Origin of the sequence: Hymenobacter sp. YIM 151500-1 (assembly GCF_025979885.1) — a bacterium.
GTDB lineage: Bacteria > Bacteroidota > Bacteroidia > Cytophagales > Hymenobacteraceae > Hymenobacter.
Window position 1 is genome coordinate 857,068 of the sequence record NZ_CP110139.1, and the last position, 20,163, is coordinate 877,230.

Annotated in this window: 17 protein-coding genes and 2 tRNA genes; 12 read left to right on the forward strand and 7 right to left on the reverse strand. The window is 61.0% G+C overall.

Annotation, left to right across the window (positions count from 1 at the left end; all coding sequences use genetic code 11):
* The first annotated feature begins 67 nt into the window (after positions 1-67).
* Entirely contained in the window at positions 68-1,540 is a 1,473-nt protein-coding gene (locus OIS53_RS03420) for a 3' terminal RNA ribose 2'-O-methyltransferase Hen1 (RefSeq protein ID WP_264680989.1), read from the forward strand.
* Between the two features lie 403 nt (positions 1,541-1,943).
* On the forward strand, positions 1,944-3,926 hold the full coding sequence (locus OIS53_RS03425; RefSeq protein WP_264680990.1) for an OmpA family protein: 1,983 nt from the start codon (positions 1,944-1,946) through the stop codon (positions 3,924-3,926).
* Between the two features lie 26 nt (positions 3,927-3,952).
* On the opposite strand, the gene OIS53_RS03430 is transcribed toward OIS53_RS03425, so the two are convergent.
* Both OIS53_RS03430 and OIS53_RS03435 read right to left on the reverse strand, forming a co-directional pair.
* Positions 3,953-4,258 carry a helix-turn-helix domain-containing protein gene (locus OIS53_RS03430; protein WP_264680991.1) on the reverse strand — a complete coding sequence of 102 codons (306 nt, stop codon included), beginning with the start codon at positions 4,256-4,258 and terminating at the stop codon, positions 3,953-3,955.
* A gap of 130 nt (positions 4,259-4,388) precedes the next feature.
* Positions 4,389-4,865, reverse strand: coding sequence for a hypothetical protein (locus OIS53_RS03435; protein ID WP_264680992.1), 477 nt, complete (start codon positions 4,863-4,865; stop codon positions 4,389-4,391).
* 75 nt (positions 4,866-4,940) lie between these two features.
* On the opposite strand from OIS53_RS03435, the gene OIS53_RS03440 reads away from it, so the two are divergent.
* Complete coding sequence (locus tag OIS53_RS03440; protein ID WP_264680993.1) at positions 4,941-7,754, forward strand: polynucleotide kinase-phosphatase; 2,814 nt, start codon at positions 4,941-4,943, stop codon at positions 7,752-7,754.
* A 60-nt stretch (positions 7,755-7,814) separates the two neighbouring features.
* Here the strand turns inward: OIS53_RS03440 and OIS53_RS03445 are convergent, their stop codons facing one another.
* Positions 7,815-8,621 (reverse strand): hypothetical protein, encoded by an 807-nt coding sequence (locus OIS53_RS03445; protein ID WP_264680994.1) that lies wholly within the window; start codon positions 8,619-8,621, stop codon positions 7,815-7,817.
* Between the two features lie 152 nt (positions 8,622-8,773).
* Here OIS53_RS03445 and OIS53_RS03450 point away from each other — a divergent pair, with 152 nt between their 5' ends.
* The 4 genes from OIS53_RS03450 to OIS53_RS03465 all read left to right on the forward strand — a co-directional run bounded on the left by OIS53_RS03450 (position 8,774) and on the right by OIS53_RS03465 (position 13,170).
* Entirely contained in the window at positions 8,774-9,532 is a 759-nt protein-coding gene (locus OIS53_RS03450; RefSeq protein WP_264680995.1) for a nucleotidyltransferase domain-containing protein, read from the forward strand.
* A 538-nt stretch (positions 9,533-10,070) separates the two neighbouring features.
* The gene (locus tag OIS53_RS03455) at positions 10,071-10,760 is read left to right on the forward strand and encodes a 3-keto-disaccharide hydrolase (protein WP_264680996.1); all 690 of its coding nucleotides are present in this window, start codon (positions 10,071-10,073) and stop codon (positions 10,758-10,760) included.
* A 15-nt stretch (positions 10,761-10,775) separates the two neighbouring features.
* Positions 10,776-12,518, forward strand: coding sequence for a GMC family oxidoreductase (locus OIS53_RS03460; protein WP_264680997.1), 1,743 nt, complete (start codon positions 10,776-10,778; stop codon positions 12,516-12,518).
* Between the two features lie 19 nt (positions 12,519-12,537).
* A complete protein-coding gene (locus OIS53_RS03465) occupies positions 12,538-13,170 on the forward strand; it encodes a gluconate 2-dehydrogenase subunit 3 family protein (RefSeq protein ID WP_264680998.1) in 633 nt (210 codons plus the stop codon).
* Positions 13,171-13,307: 137 nt separating this feature from the next.
* Here OIS53_RS03465 and OIS53_RS03470 read toward each other — a convergent pair whose 3' ends face one another.
* Positions 13,308-13,838 (reverse strand): cupin domain-containing protein, encoded by a 531-nt coding sequence (locus OIS53_RS03470; protein ID WP_264680999.1) that lies wholly within the window; start codon positions 13,836-13,838, stop codon positions 13,308-13,310.
* Positions 13,839-14,068: 230 nt separating this feature from the next.
* On the opposite strand from OIS53_RS03470, the gene OIS53_RS03475 reads away from it, so the two are divergent.
* Positions 14,069-15,151 (forward strand): nucleotidyltransferase domain-containing protein, encoded by a 1,083-nt coding sequence (locus OIS53_RS03475; RefSeq protein WP_264681000.1) that lies wholly within the window; start codon positions 14,069-14,071, stop codon positions 15,149-15,151.
* A 77-nt stretch (positions 15,152-15,228) separates the two neighbouring features.
* Here the strand turns inward: OIS53_RS03475 and OIS53_RS03480 are convergent, their stop codons facing one another.
* The 3 genes from OIS53_RS03480 to OIS53_RS03490 all read right to left on the reverse strand — a co-directional run bounded on the left by OIS53_RS03480 (position 15,229) and on the right by OIS53_RS03490 (position 16,203).
* Positions 15,229-15,468, reverse strand: a complete 240-nt coding sequence (locus OIS53_RS03480) for a hypothetical protein (protein WP_264681001.1) — start codon at positions 15,466-15,468, stop codon at positions 15,229-15,231.
* Between the two features lie 316 nt (positions 15,469-15,784).
* A tRNA-Asp gene (locus tag OIS53_RS03485) sits at positions 15,785-15,858 on the reverse strand.
* A gap of 271 nt (positions 15,859-16,129) precedes the next feature.
* A tRNA-Asp gene (locus OIS53_RS03490) sits at positions 16,130-16,203 on the reverse strand.
* Positions 16,204-16,445: 242 nt separating this feature from the next.
* Here OIS53_RS03490 and OIS53_RS03495 point away from each other — a divergent pair.
* The 4 genes from OIS53_RS03495 (at position 16,446) to OIS53_RS03510 (ending at position 19,995) form a co-directional block, all read left to right on the forward strand.
* Positions 16,446-17,396: an acetyl-CoA carboxylase carboxyltransferase subunit alpha gene (locus OIS53_RS03495; RefSeq protein ID WP_264681002.1), complete on the forward strand. Its 951-nt coding sequence runs from the start codon at positions 16,446-16,448 to the stop codon at positions 17,394-17,396.
* Between the two features lie 168 nt (positions 17,397-17,564).
* Positions 17,565-18,413, forward strand: a complete 849-nt coding sequence (locus tag OIS53_RS03500) for an MBL fold metallo-hydrolase (protein WP_264681003.1) — start codon at positions 17,565-17,567, stop codon at positions 18,411-18,413.
* 56 nt (positions 18,414-18,469) lie between these two features.
* Positions 18,470-19,321, forward strand: a complete 852-nt coding sequence (locus tag OIS53_RS03505) for a patatin-like phospholipase family protein (protein ID WP_264681004.1) — start codon at positions 18,470-18,472, stop codon at positions 19,319-19,321.
* 104 nt (positions 19,322-19,425) lie between these two features.
* Positions 19,426-19,995 carry a 1-acyl-sn-glycerol-3-phosphate acyltransferase gene (locus tag OIS53_RS03510; protein ID WP_264681005.1) on the forward strand — a complete coding sequence of 190 codons (570 nt, stop codon included), beginning with the start codon at positions 19,426-19,428 and terminating at the stop codon, positions 19,993-19,995.
* The last annotated feature ends 168 nt before the right edge of the window (positions 19,996-20,163 follow it).

A 20,163-nucleotide genomic window follows, 5' to 3' on the forward strand; every position in this document is an offset into this window, starting at 1 on the left:
TCTGCCAGAAATCTGCTAGTGGCAAAAAAGCCAGCAGCCAGGGCGCCGCGTGCGTATCTTGCCCCCGATGCTGCTTACCATTACCACCACCCATTACCCGGCCACCGACCTGGGCTACTTGCTGCACAAGAACCCGGCGCGGCTACAAACCATTGACGTTGCCTACGGTCAGGCCTACGTTTTCTACCCCGAAGCCACGCCCGAGCGGTGCACGGCCGCCCTGCTGCTCGACATCGACCCGATTGGGCTGGTGCGCACCCACCGCGGCCCGGCCGGCGAAGGGTTTGCCCTGGAGCAGTACGTCAACGACCGGCCTTACGTGGCCTCGTCCTTTCTCAGTGCGGCCCTGGCTAAAGCCTTCAACACCGCCCTGAACGGCACCTGCAAAGACCGTCCCGAGCTGCCCGACACGCTGCTGCCCCTGGAAGCCACCGTGGCCGCCCTGCCCGCCGCCGGCCCCGAGCAGCTCCGGCGCCTGTTCGAGCCCCTGGGCTACGCAATAGAAACGGAAGCGCACCCACTGGACCCTACTGAGCCCGCCTGGGGCGACAGCCGCTACGTCACGCTGCGCCTGCGCCATCCGGCCCTGCGCCTGGGCGAGCTGCTCAGCCACCTCTACGTGCTCGTTCCCGTGCTCGACCGGGGCGACAAGCACTACTGGATCAGCCAGGAGGAAGTAGAGAAGCTGCTGCGCCGCGGCGGCGAGTGGCTGCCCCGCCACCCGGAGCGCGAATTCATTACCCGCCGCTACCTCCGCTTTGCCGAGTACGTGAACCCCACGCTGGAACGGCTGCTAGTAGGAGAGGAGCCTGAAGCTGGCGAGGAGCCTGCCGAGGTGCCCGCGGATGCTGCCCAGCATGCGCCAGCTGCCGCCGACCCGGCCGAAAACGCAGTTGACCCGCCGAGCCCGGTCGCGGCCAACCTGCCGACGGCCAAGCGCAACCTGCACGACCTGCGCCTCGACCGCGTGGCCGCGGAAATCCGGCGGCTGGGGGCCAAGCGGGTGCTGGACTTGGGCTGCGGCGAAGGCAAGCTGACGCGCCGCCTGCTCTCGATTCCGCAGGTGGAGCACGTGCTGGCCCTGGACGTGTCGTGGCGGGAGTTGCAGCGGGCCCAGGAGCGCCTGCACGTGGCCGAAATGTCGCCGCGGCAGCGGGAGCGGCTGACGCTGGCCCAGGGCTCCCTGCTCTACCACGACCCGCGCCTGGCCGGCTACGACGCCGCGGCCGTAGTGGAAGTCATCGAGCACCTCGACGAAAGCCGCCTGGCTGCCTTCGAGCAAGTAGTGTTTGCCCGTGCCCGGCCCGGAGCTGTGTTCGTCACCACCCCAAACGCCGACTACAACCAGCGCTACGAAACCCTAGCGGCCGGCCAGTTCCGCCACCAGGACCACCGCTTCGAGTGGACGCGGGCCGAGTTTGCCGCCTGGGCCGCGGGCGTGGCCGGGCGCCACGGCTACCGCCTGCGCCTGGAGCCGCTGGGCCCCGAAGACGCCGACGTGGGCGCCCCGTCCCAGCTGGCGGTGTTCGAGGCGGAGTAGGGGCAGGAGTAAGGTTTATGGCTGATTATCACCTTTCCTCAGCTAACGCAGCCTGCCGCTTCGCCAGCCTGTGGCGGTGCTTTTGCGTTGCTTGAGTAGAAGCAGGTGGAGTTGCGGCAGGAGTTGGCTGGCACGCGCCCCTTGGCTGCGCCGGCCAGCCATTCGCGTCTGCTCATTACATGACTCGCTCGTGAGCAGTGTAAGATGTTGCGTCTCTACACTGTGCTGACGCTGCAACAACTCTCGCAACTAGCTTCTTAGCGCCTAGGAGCGGCTTAAGCAACTTAGCTACAGCTTGGTCGTTGAAACCAGCGGAAGCACAAGCCGGCCTACAGGCGCCGGCCAACGGGCCGGAGCCCTTACTTTTGGCGGATATTCCCTATTCTTGGGGCTTTTGGGGCTGATGCGTAGTATTCTTTTGCTGATTGTAGTGGGGTTGGTGGTAGCGTGGCTGCCGATGCAGGCCCAGATGGCCGCGGCCTGGCAGACGTACACCGACGCCGGCACGGGCTATCAGCTTTCGTACCCCCACGGCTGGCAGGTGCACGAGGGCGAAACCCGGCCCGACGTCAGCTTTTACGTAGGCCCGAGCTGGCAAACGACCCCGGCCGCCGTCAGCTTCAGCGTCCGGCCCCTATCCGACCGGCGCAAAGACCTCAACCTACTGGCCGCCGGCCAGGCCGACTCGGTGGCCCTGGCCCTGGTGGCGCTGCCGCGGGCCCAGATCCTGCACCTGGAGCAGTACGACGCCGGCCGCCACCAGGAAGTGCGCTACGACTACACCTACGCCGCCGCGCCGCCGGCCACGGGCCGCACCCGCGTGGTGGGGCGCCGGCTCTGGCGCGGGGGATACGAGTATCGTATCGAATACCAAGCCACTACCGAGCAGAACGGCCGCTACCTGGCCGCGGGCCGCCGGCTGGTGGAGTCGTTTGCCTTCGTGGGCCAGGGCCTGCCCAGCCGCCGCTACCTCGACCAGCGCTGCGACGACAAGATGTACGCCATTGCGGCCCTGCGCACCACCGACGGCCGGGTGGAAGACGACTGCCGCACCATCCACGAGTTTGCCACCGCCGACCCCGCCACCCTGGCCAAGGTGCACCGGCGGGTGCTGCCGTTTCAGTCCTACGCCCTGGCCAAGGGCTTCGACAACAACCTGTACTCGGTAACCAAGGCCCCCACCGACCGGCCCGAGTACGTGTACTGCTACGACCCGGCCACCCGGCAGGGCCGCTACACCACCTGGCAGCTGCCGGCCCAGGGCCCGGAAAACTTCTGGATTTCGGCGGCCACCGACCAGCGCGGCGACTTGTATTTCATCACCAGCAACGCCAGCCTGCTGGTCCGCGTCAACCCGCCCACGGGCGCCGTTACGGTGGTCTGGACCGCCGACCCCCTGCGCAAAGCGGCCTACTACCCGGCCATCGGGTTTACCGGGGCGGGCACCCACGCCAACTTCTGCCTCGACGACACTAACACCCTCTATGAGGTGTACAGCACCGACGGCGCCCTGCTTAAGATTGACCTGCTCACCCAGCAGCCCGCCCCCGAACTCATCCCGCTCGACGGCCTGCCCAAGCTGGGCGGCTACAGCGACATTCTGCTGCAACACGACACCGGCGGCCGCCGCTGGCTGTACCTGGCCGGCCCCAAGTCCCTGTACAAAGTGGACCTGGCCCGGCGCTACGCCACGCGGCTGCGCCGCGGCGTGTACACCGACCTGGCCGGCTGCAACCTGTTTCGGCCGGCTGCCCGCCCCACCCCGCCACCCCCGCCCACCACGTCCACCTGGCGAGGCCGGGTATTGGATGCCACCACGTTTCAGCCCCTGCCCCAGGCCCAGCTGCGCCTGCGCGGCAACGAAAGCGAAACGCTTACCACGGTGCCCCTGGGGCCGGATGGCAGCTTCTCGTTTGCGGCCAAGTCGGGCCACGCCTACGGGGCGCTGGTGCGGCTCAGCGGCTACCTGTCGGCCGACAGCACCTACATTGCCCGCCCTGGCCCTTACGTGCAGGACATTTTGCTGCGGCCCGTGGCCGTGGGAGCCACGCTGGCGCTAAACAACGTGCAGTTTGAGCAGGGCCAGGCCGTGCTGCTGCCCTCGTCCCTGCCCGCTCTCAACCAGCTCGTAGCCCTGCTCACCACCAACCCCACCATGACCATCGAGCTGCGCGGCCACACCGACAACGTGGGCGACCCGCAGAAGAACGTGGTGCTCAGCGAGCAGCGGGTGGCGGCCGTGAAAGCCTACCTTGTCGGCCGCGGCATTGCCGAAGGGCGCATCACGGGCCTCGGCTTCGGCGGCGCCCAGCCCCGGGCCAGCAACGCCCAGGAGGCCACCCGCCAACTCAACCGCCGCGTCGAGTTCCGGGTGACGGGACGGTAGGGGAAAGCCTGAAAGACAATGAGAAATTATTCTACGCTCAGTTTCAACTGCCCACCTAGTCCTTCTCGAATAATGCGCATGAGCGTGGACAGCCGAATATCGGCCGCATCATTTTCAATGCGGGAAATATAGGTTTTGGTGGTGCCGCAGCGCTCCGCCAGCTGGCTTTGGGTAAGGCCGCGTTCCTTGCGTAGCTCTTGCAGCATAGCGCCAAGTTTGAAAGCCTCAAAACCTTCTTCAAACTCTTCCCGCCCAGCCGTGCCTGGCAGGCCGTACCGTTGGTTGAGGTGGTCCTGAAATGAAGTAAGGTGATTAGCGGGTTGCTTACTCATTGAAGTACTTTCTATAGAAGTGCTTTGAACGGTGCACCTAGTTTGTAGAGACGCGAAGGGTCACGGTTCTACAAACTAGGTGCACTGAATGTGAAACCAATACAGAACGACAGCTACGTTTTCTGCTGATTTATTTATCAGGACTTTTAATAACTATTTTGCATAATTCACACTCATCCAATGTTGCATTATCATATTGGCTTTCATCATAAAAAGTAAAAATTGACTTATTGTCTACTATGAGCAGTGGGCTTTGGCTATATTTGGTTCTGCCTTCCTCAAAGTTCCAGCCTAACTTGATAAGCATCTGCTTCGTGCTCTTGTATGTAAGATTTTTATTGATCCATCCAAAATCAAAATACCTACTTTCTGCTCCTGGCTTGATCCGGTGAGTTTGAATGATAAGCTCGTCTAAGTCATTATATTCATCTTTAGCAAAATATAATTCGATATGATCAATCAATAAGAAAGGATGCTGCCTTAATTTTAGGTCTTCAATGATTCTTGCTAAATTTTTCAATACATCAATCAAATTTTTCTCACTCATTCCCCAAAATAAAGGGTATAATTCTCCTGTTTTGATAATTTCTTCAATAGAAATCTTCATGTGCTGGTGTCGTTAGCGAATGTATGCTTATGGATATTTGTCACAAGTTATGCACTATGTACTAGCTTCGCCGCAATGCCCCCACTCTCTACCCTCAAACTCCCCGAACTCTCCCTCGTCCTGCTCATCGGCACCTCCGGGGCTGGCAAATCCACTTTTGCGCGCCGCCTGTTCCGGCCCACGGAAATTGTATCGTCGGACCACTGCCGGGCCTTGGTGGCGGATGATGAGAACGACCAGGCGGCCACGCCCGACGCCTTTGCCCTGCTGCACTACCTGGTGGGCTTGCGCCTGAAGCGCGGCCTGCTCACGGTGGTAGATGCCACCAACGTGCAGCCCGAGGCCCGCAAGAGCCTAGTGCAGCTGGCTCGCGACTACCACGTGCTGCCCGTGGCCATCATCCTCGACGTGCCCGACCGCGTGGCCGAGGACCGCAACCGCGCCCGCGCCGAGCGCCAGCACCTGGGCCGCCACGTGGTGCCCCAGCAGCGCCAGCAGCTGCGCCGAAGCCTCAAAACTCTCCGGCAGGAGGGCTTCCGCCACATCTACCACCTGCACGGCCCCGAGGAAATCGACGCCGTGCACACCATCGTGCGCGACCCGCTCTACAGCAACCGCAAACACGAAACCGGCCCCTTCGACATCATCGGCGACGTGCACGGCTGCTACGACGAGCTGGTGCAGCTGCTCGAAAAGCTGGGCTACACGGTAGAAGAGGAGCCGATTACGGACGCACGGGATTTGGGCGTGCGGGTAGCCCCACCCCCTAGCCCCCTCTCCAAAAGAGAGGGGAGACTAGCTGCTAGCTCTCGTTCCACCAAGTCGTCAGGCTCCCCCCTCTCCCCCGGAGAGGGGGGCCGGGGGGGTGAGGCAACTAGCAAACTAGAGCTAGAAACTAGTCCCCCCTCTCTTTTGGAGAGGGGGCTAGGGGGTGAGGTCCCGGTTGGAAGCGGACCTCGCAAAATCATCTTCCTCGGCGACCTGGTGGACCGCGGCCCCGCTTCGCCCAAGGTGCTGCGCCTGGTGATGCGCATGGTGCGCGACGGCTTGGCCCTGTGCGTGCCCGGCAACCACGACATCAAGCTGCTGCGCTATCTGAGCGGCAAAAAGGTCAGCGAGCAGCATGGGTTTGCCGAGACAGTAGCGCAGTTGGCCTCGGAGTCAGATACCTTCAGAGAGCAGGTGCGGGAGTTTTTGGATAAGCTGGTGAGCCATTACGTGCTCGATGGTGGGCGGCTGGTGGTGGCCCATGCCGGTATGCGCGAAGACATGCAGGGCCGCGGCTCGGGTGCCGTGCGGGCCTTTGCCTTGTTCGGCGAAACCACCGGTGAAATCGACGAATTTGGCCTGCCCGTGCGCTACAACTGGGCCGCCGAGTACCGCGGCCGGGCCACGGTGGTGTACGGCCACACGCCCGTACCCGACCCGGAATGGCTCAATAACACCATCGACATTGATACCGGCTGCGTGTTCGGGGGCCGCCTCACCGCTCTGCGCTACCCTGAGCGGGAACTGGTAACCGTGCCCGCCGCCCAGGTGCACTGCGAGCCGGTGCGCCCGTTGAGCTACCAGCGCCAACTGCTCGAAGCCAACCACCAACAACTAGAAACCAACCACCAACTTTCTGCCCAGCAGCAGCACGACGACCTGCTCGACATCCGCGACGTGCTGGGCAAGCAAATCATCCGGACCCGCCTGCTGCCCTCGGTGACCATCCGGGAGGAAAACGCGGCGGCGGCCCTGGAGGTGATGTCGCGCTTCGCCCTCAACCCCAAGTGGCTTATTTACCTGCCGCCCACCATGAGCCCCTCGGAAACCTCGGCCCTGCCCGATCTGCTGGAGCACCCGGCCGAGGCCTTCGACTACTTCCGCCGCCAGGGGCAGGAGCGGGTGGTGTGCGAGGAGAAGCACATGGGCAGCCGCGTGGTGGTGGTGCTGGCCCAGGACGAAGCCGCCGCCCGCCGCCGCTTCGGGGTGGTGGGCGAGGGGCCGGGCAAGTGCTACACCCGCACCGGCCGCAACTTCTTCACCGATGCCGTCCTGGAACAAGCCTTCCTGGCCCAATTGCGGCAGGCCCTGACCACGGCCGGTTTCTGGGAGAGGTTCCAGACCGACTGGCTCTGCCTCGACGCCGAACTGCTGCCGTGGTCGGCCAAGGCGCAGGAGCTAATTAAAGGCCAGTACGCCGCCGTGGCGGCTGCCGCTACCGCCGCGCTGCCGCTGGCCTCGGCGGCGCTGGCGCAGGCGGCTACTCGCGGCCTGGATGGGGTGGAGGCTCTGCTGGCCCGCGCCACGGCCCGCCACACCGCCGCCCAGTACTACGCCGAAGCCTACCGCCGCTACTGCTGGCCCGTGGAGAGCTTGGCCGACCTGCGCCTGGCGCCCTTCCACCTGCTGGCCACCGAGGGCCGCACCTATTTTGATAAAGACCACGCCTGGCACATGGAAACCCTGCGCGCCGTCTGCCTCGCCGACGAAACTCTGCTCCGGGCCACGCCCTACCGCGTGGTGCACCTCCCGGACCCCGCCGACGTGGACACCGCCACCCAGTGGTGGCTGGCCCTCACCGCTGCCGGGGGCGAAGGCATGGTGGTCAAGCCCTACGACTTCATCCCCAGTGGCCGCCAGCACCTCGTGCAGCCCGCCCTCAAGTGCCGGGGCCGCGAGTACCTGCGCCTCATCTACGGCCCCGACTACCTGCTGCCCGGCAACCTGGAGCGCCTGCGCGAGCGGGCCGTGAAAGCTAAGCGCAACCTCGCCCTCCGCGAATTTGCCCTCGGCGTCGAAGGCCTGGAACGCTTCGTGGCCGGCGCCCCCCTGCGCGAGGTGCACCAGTGCGTGTTCGGGGTGCTGGCCCTGGAAAGCGAGGCCGTGGACCCGCGACTGTAGGGAACCTTACCACCATGATAAGCAAAAGCTTACAAAAACGAGAAGAAGTGAGTAAGCAAGTCAGTCCACGTCCGCGCACTCCACTGTTTGCACGCTAGCAAACAGCTGCTGGTAGTGCTGGCGCATTTTCTCTGTGGTTTCCACGTAGCGAATGGTGGTGTTGATGCAATTCCACCAACCAAACCCGATTAAATCGGCTTGTGCATACTGACGCCAATTAGGCGCGGCAGCTTGCTGCTCAAATTGCGCTTGAAGGTGTTGTGGGTTGCCGTTGTGATTTTTTTGCTCTTCTACTAGCTGTTGCCAGGCCTGGCGAGTCAGGCTATCATTGCCGCTGGCTAGGCCCCGCACGTGCTCCTTGCACGCCGGCGAGTACTTAGAATTCAGCAGCACACTAGGGTTAGTGAAGCCTGTAATTGTGAGCTTTTTAGCGCGGTACTCGTCTTCTAGCTGCTGAAGTCTCAGGCGCCTCAGCTCTTGCCACGTGGCACCTGGCACTAACTGCAAGCCCTGAATACGGGTGCGCACGTTGGTGTATTCTGCCGCCAGCGTGTCCAAACTCAAGTTAGGAATGTCGTCAGGCTGAAAAGGTGTGGATTCTGTAGTAAGCAGTGGTCCGCTGCGGGCCAGTAGCTCCTGGGTGTCGGCAAGCTGCTGGCGGGTGTAGCGGCGGACGTCGTAACGCCCACTGTAGCGACACACTTCCTCGTCCCAACTGTAAGTAGCCAGCGTATCGGTCGGGGCTGGGGCAGCAGCTGGCATTGCCGGGGCGGAGACGGGAGAGTGAGCCGTTTGCTCGGTGGATACATCGGGGGTACAGGCGCCGGCCAAAAGCAGCAATAGCCAGCGGGAAGCAGATTTTTTCATAAAAACAAGAGGTAAAAATGTAAGCTGGCGAAAAGTTACGCTACCAAATATATAGTCGTCTGCGAGCTGGCCGCTAACGCGAAATTCCCTGCTTGATGCTCTACCTTGCGGGCCAGCAACCAAGCCCCCACCGCTTTCTGCAGCTCCCTCCCATGCACACCCGCATCCAGGCCGCCTTCCAGCAGCTCGAAGCCACTCACAGCATCCGCATCCTATACGCCTGCGAGGCGGGCAGCCGGGCCTGGGGCTTTCCTTCCCCGGATTCCGACTACGACGTGCGGTTTCTCTACGCCCACCCGGCCAGCTGGTACCTGACCCTGGATAACGGCCCCGACACGCTCACGTTTCCGGTGGACGACGAGCTGGACCTGGCCGGCTGGGAGCTGCGCAAGGCCCTGAAACTACTGCGCGGCTCCAATGCGGCCTTGTTTGAGTGGCTTCAGTCGCCGGTGGTGTACGCGGAAGCGCCTGGGTTACGGGCGGGGCTGGCGCCGCTGCTGCCGCCGTGCTGGAACCCGCGTGCCGGCCTGCACCACTACCTGGGCCAGCTGCGCCGCGGGGTCGAAGAAGATATGGTGGGAGAGCCGCAGGTGCGCCTCAAGCGCCTGTTCTACGCCCTGCGCTCGGCCCTGGCCGCCCGCTGGATTCGGCAGCGCCCCGCCCAGGTGCCGCCCATGGAGCTGCAAGAGTTGCGCGCCTTGCTGCCGGGGCCATTTGATGGCGTCGTAAACGAGCTGCTCGTCCGCAAAGCCACGGCCGATGAGAAAACCACCGTGCCGCACCCCGCCGCGCTGGTAGAGTTTCTGCGCGAAGAATACGAAGCCGGCCAACTGGCCCGCAACACCTTACCGCTCACGCCCCAACCTAATCCCACGCCGGCATTGGAAGCGTTGTTTCGGGGGTGGCTCTGAGGCTAAGAATTCCATGCCGAGCCGGCGTGGAGCACCACCGGCAAACCGGAAACCGGTGCCAGCACTCAACGGCCCCGCCCAGGGGTCAAGCATTCAGAATTTATACCCAAAGAAGGCCAGCGGCGGGCCTTCACAAGAACGAAGTGCCCCGGCGCCTGTGAGCCAACAGGTGCGGGTTCATCCGCAAAGGGGTGGGACGGGGACTCAGAAGCGGCAAATTACGCCGGATTCGGACCGGCAAATCCCCGGATATGATTACATTGAGCTGATTAAAGGTGGTGTTCGGGACGGATGCTTGCTTACCGTTGTCGTCGACTGAGGCGTGGAAATAAGTTGGGCACTACAGCAGGAATACAACCGCTTTCGACGCCGTGGTTTCCGGTAAAATCAGCCGCCCGATTGAGCGGTTGCTCGTGTCAAAATCAAACCACAGAACACCTGATTTTCAACTTTCGGGTGGTTTAATAAATGAGAATCTCCCGCATTCGGTACTTAAGTATAAGCTGCTGCATTTTCATAAAACCAACATCATAATAGCATGAAGGCTTTCCGTTTTATCACGCTGGCACTGGTGCTGTTTAGCCAGGTTGTGCTGGCCCAGAAACAGCCAGTGAAAACAACGCCGCAGGTGCTATTTGATGGCAAAACCACCAACGGCTGGCACACCTACCTGAAGCCAACTGCCGGGTCGGCCTGGTCCGTGGTCGACGGCACGCTACAATTAAATCCTGCCGTAGCAGAAGGGCGGGGGGATTTAGTAACCGATGGGGAATACGAAAATTTTGAATTAACCCTGGAGTGGAAAATAGCCGAAGGCGGAAACAGCGGAATTATTTTCGGGGTGCACGAAGATCCGGCTTTTCCGGCCACGTACGAAACCGGGGTGGAAATGCAGATTTTAGATGATAAAAATGCGGAAGACAATAAAAAAGCCAGTCACTTAGCCGGGTCGTTATACGATATGCGGGCCCCAAGCAAGAACGTAGCTAAACCGGCCGGCGCCTGGAATCTGGTGAAGTTGCGCAAGCAGAACGGGCATCTCACCTTTTGGTTGAACACCGTAAAAATAGTGGACATCCAAATGGGCAGCGACGAATGGAAAGCCATGCTCAATGACAGCAAATTTAAAACCTGGAAAAACTTTGCCGCCTACTCCAAAGGGCATATTGCTTTGCAGGACCACGGCAATCAGGTGTCGTTTCGGAATATTAAAATCGAGCAGCTGTAATTAATAATTGAATTGATGAATAATTTTCAAATCAAGAAATCGGGTACGGTATACGATGCCGTAATTGTTGGCTCCGGGGCCGGCGGCGGAATGGCGGGCTACGTGTTGGCGCACGCCGGCTTAAAGGTGTTGATGCTGGAAGCCGGACCGTTCTTCGACCCGGCCAAAGACGCGCAGCAGTTTAAATTCCCGTACGAATCGCCGCGAAGGGGCGCTTCTACCACCCGGCCTTTCGGAGATTTTGACGCGGCTTACGGCGGGTGGCAGCTGGAGGGCGAGCCGTACACCACCAAAGACAAGACGGAGTTTCACTGGTTTCGGGCCCGGATGCTGGGCGGCCGCACCAACCACTGGGGGCGCATCTCGTTGCGCATGGGCCCGGACGACTTTAAAAGTCACCACCTGGACGGCCTCACCGACGACTGGCCCATTACCTACGAGGAGGTCAAGCCTTTTTATGATAAAGTTGACCGCTTGATTGGAGTATACGGCACGGTAGAGGGGCTGCGAAATGAGCCGGACGGTATTTTCCTGCCACCGCCCAAACCCCGGCTCAACGAGTTATTTATCAAGCAGGGAGCCGCCAAAGCAGGCGTAAACGTACTACCCGGCAGGGGCTCGGTTTTAACAGAAAGTTTGCCTGGCAATAAAGACCGGGGCGTCTGTTTTTATTGCGGACAGTGCGGCCGGAGCTGCAAAGCTTACGCGGACTTTTCCTCGTCGTCCTGCTTGGTTATTCCGGCCCTGAAAACCGGCAACCTGAAATTAATAACCAACGCCATGGTCCGCGAGGTGCTTACCGGGGCGGATGGGCTGGCAACCGGAGTATCGTACGTAGACAAGAATGATCTGCAAGAGTATCAGGTAAATGCCAAGCTGGTGGTGTTAGGGGCCAGCGCCGGCGAGTCGGCCAGGCTGTTGCTGAATTCCACTTCGCCCACTCACCCCAACGGGTTAGCGAATAGCAGCGGGGTGGTCGGCAAATACCTGCATGATTCGACCGGCGCCAGTTTAAGCGGTTTCTTGCCGCAGCTGCTGGATAGAAAACGGTACAATGAAGACGGGGTGGGGAGCGTCCATATTTACAGCCCCTGGTGGCTGGACAATAAGAAGCTGGATTTTCCGCGCGGCTACCACATTGAGTATTGGGGCGGCATGGGCATGCCGTCGTATGGTTTTGGGGGAGGCATCCATAACCTAAACGGCCTGGTGCCCGGCCGCGACGGCAAAATGAAAGACGCCGGGGGCTTCGGGGCATCCTTGAAGGACGATTACCGCCGCTTCTACGGCACCCAGGTGGGAATGGCGGGCAGGGGAACCGCCATAGCCAGGGAAGATAACTACTGCGAGATTGACCCTAATGTGGTGGATAAATACGGCATCCCGGTGCTGAAATTCCACTACAAATGGACCGATGCGGAAATCAAGCAGGCCAAGCACATGCAGGAAACTTTTCAGTCCATCATGCATGAAATGGGCGCCATTATCACTTCAAAAATTCCGGGGCCCGAAACAAATTACGGCCTGGAAGCGCCGGGGCGCATTATCCACGAGGTAGGCACGGTGAGAATGGGGGATGACCCCAAGAAGTCGGCGCTCAATAAATGGTGCCAGGCCCACGACTGTAAAAACCTGTTTGTAGTGGATGCGGGTCCTTTTGTGCAGCAGGGCGACAAAAACGCCACCTGGACCATCCTGGCCCTGTCCATGCGCACAAGCGAGTACATACTCGAGCAGAGAAAGAAACTAAATGTGTAACAGCTAATTCTGAAAGCAGATGAAAAGACGCGACTCGTTGAAGGCAATAGGCCTGGCCACGGTTTCAACCGCCTTGCTCTTAGATGCCTGTAAAAATGATTCGGCTACGGCACCTGATGCAACCGTAACGCCAGCGCCGGCCCGGAAGGAAGATGGCCGGCAGGAGTTTGAAATAGAAAGAGACAAACAACTACACTCAGTAAAGTTTTTTACCGAGCATGAAATGGCCACCATAACGGTGCTGGCCGATATTATCATTCCCAGAGACGAGAAATCAGGCAGCGCCTCCGACGCGAAAGTGCCCGACTTTATCGAGTTTATTGTAAAAGATATTCCCGAGCATCAGCTGCCCATGCGCGGCGGACTGCGCTGGCTGGATGTGCAATGCTTAAATCGGTTTGGTCATTCTTTTGTGGAATGTACCCCGCAGCAGCAAATAGAAATGGTTACCGAAATAGCGTATCCGCTTAAAGCCAAAAAGGAAATGAAGCAGGGGGTTACTTTCTTCAACCGCATGCGCGACCTTACGGCTTCGGGTTTTTTTACCAGCAAAATAGGAATTGCCGACATTGGCTACGCCGGTAACGCTCCGAATAAATGGACCGGCGTGCCTGTCGATGTGTTAAAGCAGTATGGATTAGAGCATGTATAATGCAGGTGGTACTTTCTTCACAGGCTGAAAAAAGCTCAGGCAGGCTCTGGCTTATAGAAATCTACACCTCTTTGGCCTGCTAGAGCCGTTTGGGGAACGGCTCTGTGTAGAAACGTTGACCACAGGTTCACAAGTCCTCAACTGGCTCCGTAGCGGGCTTGCAGCTCGGCCAACCGGCCGTTCTGGATGGCCTTGCGGGCCGCCCGGAAAAACAGGGGCTCAAGCAACCGGCCCAGGCCCGGAAACCGGGAGTTAGTCAGCTTCAGAAACAACGCGGTGTCGGCAAACTGCTTGGGGTTCTGCTTCTTGTCCACTTGCCCGTCCTGCGCCAGGCCGTGGTAGATGCGGAAGCCCCGCTCGAAGTCGAGGTTGCCAGGCGAGATGGTGACGCGGATGGTGGCCGGCTGGTCGGTGGGGTTGGCGAAGTAGTGCACCACGCCCCGCTCGACCACCACTCGCTGCCCAGCCCGGAGCAACTGCTTTTTCCGGCCGTAGCCGAATTCCAACTCGCCTTCCAGCACCTCGAAGGTTTCAGTAAACAAATCGTGGAAGTGCTTGGGCGTGCGGTAGCGCGGGGCCACGTACATAATCAGCTCGGAGTGTGGGGCGTTGTCGCGGACGCTGCTCACGACCCGAATGTTCTCGGCGCCCAGAATGGAGGAGTGCATAGCGAGGCTTGGTTGGGTGGGCAATAAAGGAGAAGAACGCCGTCGGCGCCCCGAGGTTGGCGGGCCGCCTTGCCTGACCAGGCCCACGATGAAGCAGTTGGGTGCTGGCGGCTTACCAAGCGGGTCATTTCCTACGCAACCCAGCTGCCTGCTGCCGGTAGCACTGGCAAGCGGCGCGGCGCTTCAGGCCCGCGAAGGCGCTTGTGCTTCCCCCGGCTTACCTTACCGCCATGACCATTTCCGACCTGCGCCAGCGCGGCCTCATCCTCTTTGAAGCCATCAGCGGCAGCCGGGCCTACGGCACCGACCTGCCCCACTCCGACACCGACCTGAAAGGCGTCTTCATCCTGCCCGAAACCGAATTCTACGGCCTCGACTACGTGCCGCAGGTCGCCAACGCCACCAACGACGAGGTGTTCTACGAACTGCGCCGCTTCGTGGAGCTGCTGCTCAAAAACAACCCCACCGTACTGGAGCTGCTGGGCACTCCGGCCGACTGCATCCTCTACCGCCACCCGCTGCTGGAGGCGTTTCGGGTCGAAGAGTTTCTGTCCCAGCTCTGCCGGCAGAGCTTTGCCGAGTACGCCGTGGCCCAGATTCGGAAGGCGCGGGGCCTGAACAAGAAAATCAACCAGCCCGAGCCGCCCCAGCGCAAGTCGGTGCTCGACTTCTGCTACGTGACGGTGGGGGCCGGGGCCCAGCCGGTGGCCGCGTGGCTCGGGCACCAGGGCCTTACCGCCGGCCAGTGCGGCCTCACCAACGTGCCCCACCTGCCCGACCTCTACGCCCTGTTCGTGGACCACACGCCCGAGCAGCGCCTCGGCTACCGGGGCCTCGTGCGCGACCCGGAAGCTTCGCAGGACGTGCAGCTCTCGCCGGTGCCGAAGGGGCAGCAGCCGGTGGCTTACCTGAGCTTCAACCGTAACGGCTACAGCACCTACTGCCGCGTGTACCGCGAGTACCGGGAGTGGGAGCAGAAGCGCAACACTGAGCGGTACCAGAACACCGTGCAGCACGGCAAAAATTACGACGCCAAAAACATGCTGCACACCTTCCGGCTGCTGCGCATGGCCGAAGAAATTGCCCGCACCGGCCGCCTGCACGTGCGCCGCCCCGACCGGGACTTTCTGCTTCAAATCCGCCGCGGCGAGTTCGAGTACGAGGAGCTGGTAGCCCAGGCCGAAGCCCTGGTGCAGCAAGTGGAGCAGGCTTTTGCCGCTTCTACCTTGCCCGCCGCCCCCGACCGCCACGCCGCCGAGCAGCTGCTGGTGCAGGTGCGGCGCGCGTGGTACGCCCAGCATTCCAACCCTTAATACTTCACTAACGCAGCCGGGCCCCGCGAAATCTGCTTTCACGGGGCCCGGATGAATAGGGTGACGACGAACGCCGCTTACCGAGTAGAGTGCCGCCCGACGCGGTAGGAGGGAGCACTGGAGCGGGACTTCTGCCGGAAGCCAAACAGGCGCTTGCGGCTGGATTTTTTGCCTTTATACTTCTTGTAGTAGGGGCGGTGCACAAACAGGCGTCCTTTCATCTTGGCGCGGGCGTAGCGCGAGGGGCGGGCCGCCTCCGCCGAATTGACACCGCTGACTATGAGCAGCGCAAAAAACAGGAGCAGGATACGAACCATGACAGCGGGATTGAAGTGAGAGAAATGCAAGTCAAGTAAGCCCTTAACTGCTCAGCCCACTAGAAAATTGTGTGCCATTCCCGATATGCTCTGGTTTTCAAGCCGGCGCACAAGCAAGTACGCCTCTGCTCGTCAGCCGATTAACTGATGTATAGCACCTACAAGCCGCAGCGCAGTAACCAGGCAGCTGCAACTCCGCGGCTAGCCCACGCCGTGCCCACCCGCTACCTGGCCGGGGACAAGCATTCGGAGAAGAACGGATTGAGTTGGGCAGTCCCGAAAAAGCAAAAGCCCCAACATTTGTTGGGGCTTTGTGCGGTCCGGACGGGACTCGAACCCGCGACCTCCGCCGTGACAGGGCGGCATTCTAACCGACTGAACTACCGAACCGTTTTCTTTCGCGGACCTGGCCGGGTGGCCGATTCGCTACCGTGCTGCAAATATAGGGGAGGCAATTCGACAATACCAAATAGCAAAACCGCGTGCGAGCCTCACGAGCCCGGTGTTTGCTGGTTAGGCGCTGGGTGTAAACAGAATAGAGCCGAAAAAATCTGAATTCAGCTTTGTAGCGGGAAGTGTTGCTTATAACTGGCCGGAGACAGCCGCTGCCAGAGTGGGCTGGAAAGCAAAAGGCCCTGCAGCATGTGCTGCAGGGCCTTTGCGGTCCGGACGGGACTCGAACCCGCGACCTCCGCCGTGACAGGGCGGCATTCTAACCGACTGAACTACCGAACCAAGTTGCTTCGCGGCGCTGCCGGGGCGGCGTGTTGAAGTGGTGCAAAAGTAGAGGCTTGGCGCGGACTGTGCAACCTAACAGCCAAAAAACAAGAAGAAAAAAGCGCAGCGGCACTAGTTGTAGCTGTAGATCAGAGAGAAAAATTTAAGAAAAAACGGCCGCACGGCGTCTGCACGCCGTCGCTTACCTTTGTTTTCTTCTCGTACCTTCTCCCGCAACCAAGACGCATTCAGCCGTGGCCATGCTCCTCGATTTTGAACAACCCATTGCCGCTCTTGAAGGCAAGCTCCGCGAAATGCAACAACTGGCCCAGGATAGCCAAGTAGACGTTTCGGAAGCCGTGGCGGCCCTCGAAGCCAAAATAAACGCCCTCAAAAAGGAAACCTACGCCAACCTTACCCGCTGGCAGCGCGTGCAGCTCTCGCGCCACCCCGACCGGCCCTACACCCTCGACTACATTGAGGGCATGACCGAGAAGTTTATCGAGCTGCACGGCGACCGGACCGTGGCCGACGACAAGGCCATGGTGGGCGGCTTTGCCGAGCTGGATGGGCGCTCCATCATGTTTATTGGCCAGCAGAAGGGCCGCAACACCAAGCAGCGCCAGCTGCGCAACTTCGGCATGGCCAACCCCGAGGGCTACCGCAAAGCCCTGCGCCTGATGAAGCTGGCCGAGAAGTTCAACAAGCCCATCGTCACGCTGATTGACACGCCCGGCGCGTTTCCGGGCCTGGAGGCCGAGGAGCGGGGGCAGGGCGAGGCTATTGCCCGCAACCTTAAGGAAATGTTTCTGCTGAAGGTGCCCGTTATCTGCATTATCATCGGCGAAGGCGCTTCGGGCGGGGCCCTGGGCATTGCCATCGGCGACCGGGTGCTGATGCTGGAAAACACCTGGTACTCGGTGATTTCGCCGGAGTCTTGCAGCAGCATCCTGTGGCGCTCCTGGGACTACAAGGAGCAGGCCGCCGAGGCCCTCAAGCTCACGGCCGCCGACATGCTGCAAGCCGGCCTGGTCGACGGCATCGTGCCGGAGCCCCTGGGCGGCGCCCACACCGACGTGCCGCACATGATTCAGACCCTGAAAAAAACCATTCTGCGTACCCTCGATGAGCTGGAGGCACTACCTCAAGAGGAGCGCATCAGCCAGCGCATCGACAAGTTCTCGAACATGGGCGTGGTGATAGAGAATTAAAAATTATCAATTAAGAATTAAAAATTCCTGTTCTGCTGGAGCGTACAGAGCCTGGCGGGGCGGGAATTTTTGTTGGCGGTTGCGTAGGTTTGGCCGCGGCCTGTGTGGCTTCTTCTTTCAAGACCAAACGGCCCATTTTTAATTTTTAATTCTCAATTTTTAATTGAAATGACGGTTCACACCCTCGATACGGGCCTGTTTAAGTTGGATGGGGGCGCCATGTTTGGCGTGGTGCCCAAGAGTATGTGGCAGAAGCTCAACCCGCCCGACGAAAACAACATGTGCACCTGGGCCATGCGCTGCCTGCTGGTGGAAGACGGCGGCCGGCTGGTACTGGTCGACAATGGCATCGGCAACAAGCAGGACGCCAAGTTTCGGGGGTACTTTTACCTGCACGGCAACGACACGCTGGAACAGTCCCTGCGCCGCCTGGGCTACGCGGCTGCCGACGTGACGGACGTGTTTCTGACCCACCTGCATTTCGACCACTGCGGAGGCTCGGTGGTGCGCACCCCCGACGGCAAGCTGGAGCTGGCGTTTCCTAACGCAACCTACTGGAGCAACCAGGCCCACTGGGACTGGGCCGTGACGCCCAACCCGCGCGAGAAAGCCAGCTTTCTGAAGGAGAACATCCAGCCCATTCAGGAAAGCGGCCATTTGCGCTTCATAGACCCCACGGCCGGCGTGCCCGATGCCTTGCCCAGCCTGCGCGACATCGTGTTTGCCGACGGCCACACGGAGAAAATGATGCTGCCGGTGTTCCACTATCAAGGCCGCACGCTGGTATTTGCCGCCGACCTGCTGCCCAGCGCCGGCCACGTGCCGCTGCCCTACGTCATGGCCTACGACATGCGCCCCCTAGTGACCATGGACGAGAAGCAGCGCCTGCTGCGCCGGGCTGCCGACGAAAACTGGGTGCTGGTGCTGGAGCACGACCCGCAGACGGAGTGCATCACGGTGCAGCACACGGAAAAAGGCGTGCGCGTGGCCGAGTCGTTCCGGCTGGCGGAGCTGTAAGGGACGTTTTTTGTTGCTCGCTTTTCGTTTTTCGAGCAGATTCTTTCCGAAGAAAAGTGGATCAAACCAGCCTTCCCTCCGCAACCACGCCCGAAAAACCAACCACCAGCGAACAACAGCCCACGCTGGGGCTGGCGTTATCGGGGGGCGGGGCGCGGGGCATTGCCCACCTGGGCGTGCTGGCCGCGCTGGACGAGCTGCAATTGCCCATCGGGCGGCTGGCGGGAGTATCGTCGGGAGGGATTGTGGGGGCGCTGTACGCGGCGGGGGTAGCGCCGCGGGAGGTGCTGCGGCTGCTGCAAGACCTGCGTTTTACCCGCCTCACGCGCATTGCCCTGAGCCGCTACGGCTTGTTTCGGCTGGATGGGGTGGGGAAGCTGCTGGAACAGCACCTGGGCGCGGGCTGCACCTTCGAGCAGCTCCGCCTGCCGCTTACTCTGGTGGCTACTGATTTGGTGGAAGGCGCTTCGGTGCCGTTTTCAGCCGGGCCGCTGCTGCCGCCGCTGCTGGCTTCGGCGGCCGTGCCTATTCTATATCAGCCGGTGCACTACCAGGAGCGGCGGCTGGTGGACGGGGGACTGCTCAACAACCTGCCCGTGGAAGTGCTGCTGGGCCAGCCCGGCCTACGGGTAGTGGGTGTGCACTGCAACCCGCCCAACCGCGAAGCCCAGATAACCAACCTGCGCAGCCTGGTGGAGCGCACCCTCAATCTGGCCATCGGCGGCAACACTGTGCTCAGCAAGCAGCGGTGCGACCTGCTGCTGGAGCCGCCCGAGCTGCGCCGGTTCCGGACCATGAGCTACCGCCTGGCCCCGGAGCTGTTCGACATTGGCTACCGCTACACCCTGGCGCGGGCCCCCGACCTGGAGGCGCTGCTGCATCCTAGGGCGCCGGCCGGCCGTACCTGAGCCGTTCGGTGCTGGCTGGTGGCCCAGGCAATTTGCCTAGCTTTACTGCCCGGCAACGCAGCGCCGCATTACGTGGCGTTGAAGCGGTACTCTACTCCTTCTGCATGGCTCGCAAAACCTCTACGTTCTGGTACTACGTCTCCAAGGCCATTTTTGCGGTAGCGGGCTGGCGCCTGGCCAGCACCGTGCCCCCCGGCATTCCGAAAAGCATGATGATTGCCGCACCCCACACCAGCAACTGGGACTTTATCATGGCCCGGGCCGCCTTCTACCTGATGGACGTGGACGTGCGCTTCACCGTGAAAAAGGAGTGGACCGACATTCCAGTGCTGGGCGGGCTGATGAAGGCCCTCGGCGCCCTGGCCGTCGACCGGAGCAAAAACAACAGCCTCGTAGACGGCATGGTGCAGCTGTTTGAGGAGCGCGAGGAGCTGGTGATTCTCATCACCCCGGAAGGCACCCGTGCCTACCAGCCCAAGTGGCGCAAGGGATTCTACTTTGCCGCCCTGGGGGCCGGTGTGCCCATCCTGCTCGGCTACCTCGATTATGCCAGGAAAGAAGCCGGCGTCGGCCCCGCCGTTTACCCCACCGGCAACTACGAGGCCGATTTGGAGCAAATCCAGGCTTTCTACCGCACCAAAAAAGGCCGCTTCCCGCAAAACGGTGTGCGGTAAATGGGAAGTAGCAAGGTGGTGAAATAATGGATTGATGTGTAGCGTACCCAGGTTGTAGAGACGCGACCCTTGGCTACGCCGACCTTCGGTTCGCGTCTCCTCGTTAAACGACCGGCCAAGTACGTTCTGACGACGAGACGCAAAATGTTGCATCTCTACAACCTGGGT

What these genes read in the sequence shown, in the direction of transcription:
- OIS53_RS03495 (WP_264681002.1), top strand. Translation starts at nt 16,446, where the DNA reads ATGCTCCTCGATTTTGAACAACCCATTGCCGCTCTTGAAGGCAAGCTC.
- OIS53_RS03435 (WP_264680992.1), bottom strand. Translation starts at nt 4,865, where the DNA reads ATGAAGATTTCTATTGAAGAAATTATCAAAACAGGAGAATTATACCCT.
- OIS53_RS03440 (WP_264680993.1), top strand. Translation starts at nt 4,941, where the DNA reads ATGCCCCCACTCTCTACCCTCAAACTCCCCGAACTCTCCCTCGTCCTG.
- OIS53_RS03455 (WP_264680996.1), top strand. Translation starts at nt 10,071, where the DNA reads ATGAAGGCTTTCCGTTTTATCACGCTGGCACTGGTGCTGTTTAGCCAG.
- OIS53_RS03430 (WP_264680991.1), bottom strand. Translation starts at nt 4,258, where the DNA reads ATGAGTAAGCAACCCGCTAATCACCTTACTTCATTTCAGGACCACCTC.
- OIS53_RS03470 (WP_264680999.1), bottom strand. Translation starts at nt 13,838, where the DNA reads ATGCACTCCTCCATTCTGGGCGCCGAGAACATTCGGGTCGTGAGCAGC.
- OIS53_RS03510 (WP_264681005.1), top strand. Translation starts at nt 19,426, where the DNA reads ATGGCTCGCAAAACCTCTACGTTCTGGTACTACGTCTCCAAGGCCATT.
- OIS53_RS03475 (WP_264681000.1), top strand. Translation starts at nt 14,069, where the DNA reads ATGACCATTTCCGACCTGCGCCAGCGCGGCCTCATCCTCTTTGAAGCC.
- OIS53_RS03425 (WP_264680990.1), top strand. Translation starts at nt 1,944, where the DNA reads ATGCGTAGTATTCTTTTGCTGATTGTAGTGGGGTTGGTGGTAGCGTGG.
- OIS53_RS03450 (WP_264680995.1), top strand. Translation starts at nt 8,774, where the DNA reads ATGCACACCCGCATCCAGGCCGCCTTCCAGCAGCTCGAAGCCACTCAC.
- OIS53_RS03465 (WP_264680998.1), top strand. Translation starts at nt 12,538, where the DNA reads ATGAAAAGACGCGACTCGTTGAAGGCAATAGGCCTGGCCACGGTTTCA.
- OIS53_RS03460 (WP_264680997.1), top strand. Translation starts at nt 10,776, where the DNA reads ATGAATAATTTTCAAATCAAGAAATCGGGTACGGTATACGATGCCGTA.
- OIS53_RS03445 (WP_264680994.1), bottom strand. Translation starts at nt 8,621, where the DNA reads ATGAAAAAATCTGCTTCCCGCTGGCTATTGCTGCTTTTGGCCGGCGCC.
- OIS53_RS03480 (WP_264681001.1), bottom strand. Translation starts at nt 15,468, where the DNA reads ATGGTTCGTATCCTGCTCCTGTTTTTTGCGCTGCTCATAGTCAGCGGT.
- OIS53_RS03500 (WP_264681003.1), top strand. Translation starts at nt 17,565, where the DNA reads ATGACGGTTCACACCCTCGATACGGGCCTGTTTAAGTTGGATGGGGGC.
- OIS53_RS03420 (WP_264680989.1), top strand. Translation starts at nt 68, where the DNA reads ATGCTGCTTACCATTACCACCACCCATTACCCGGCCACCGACCTGGGC.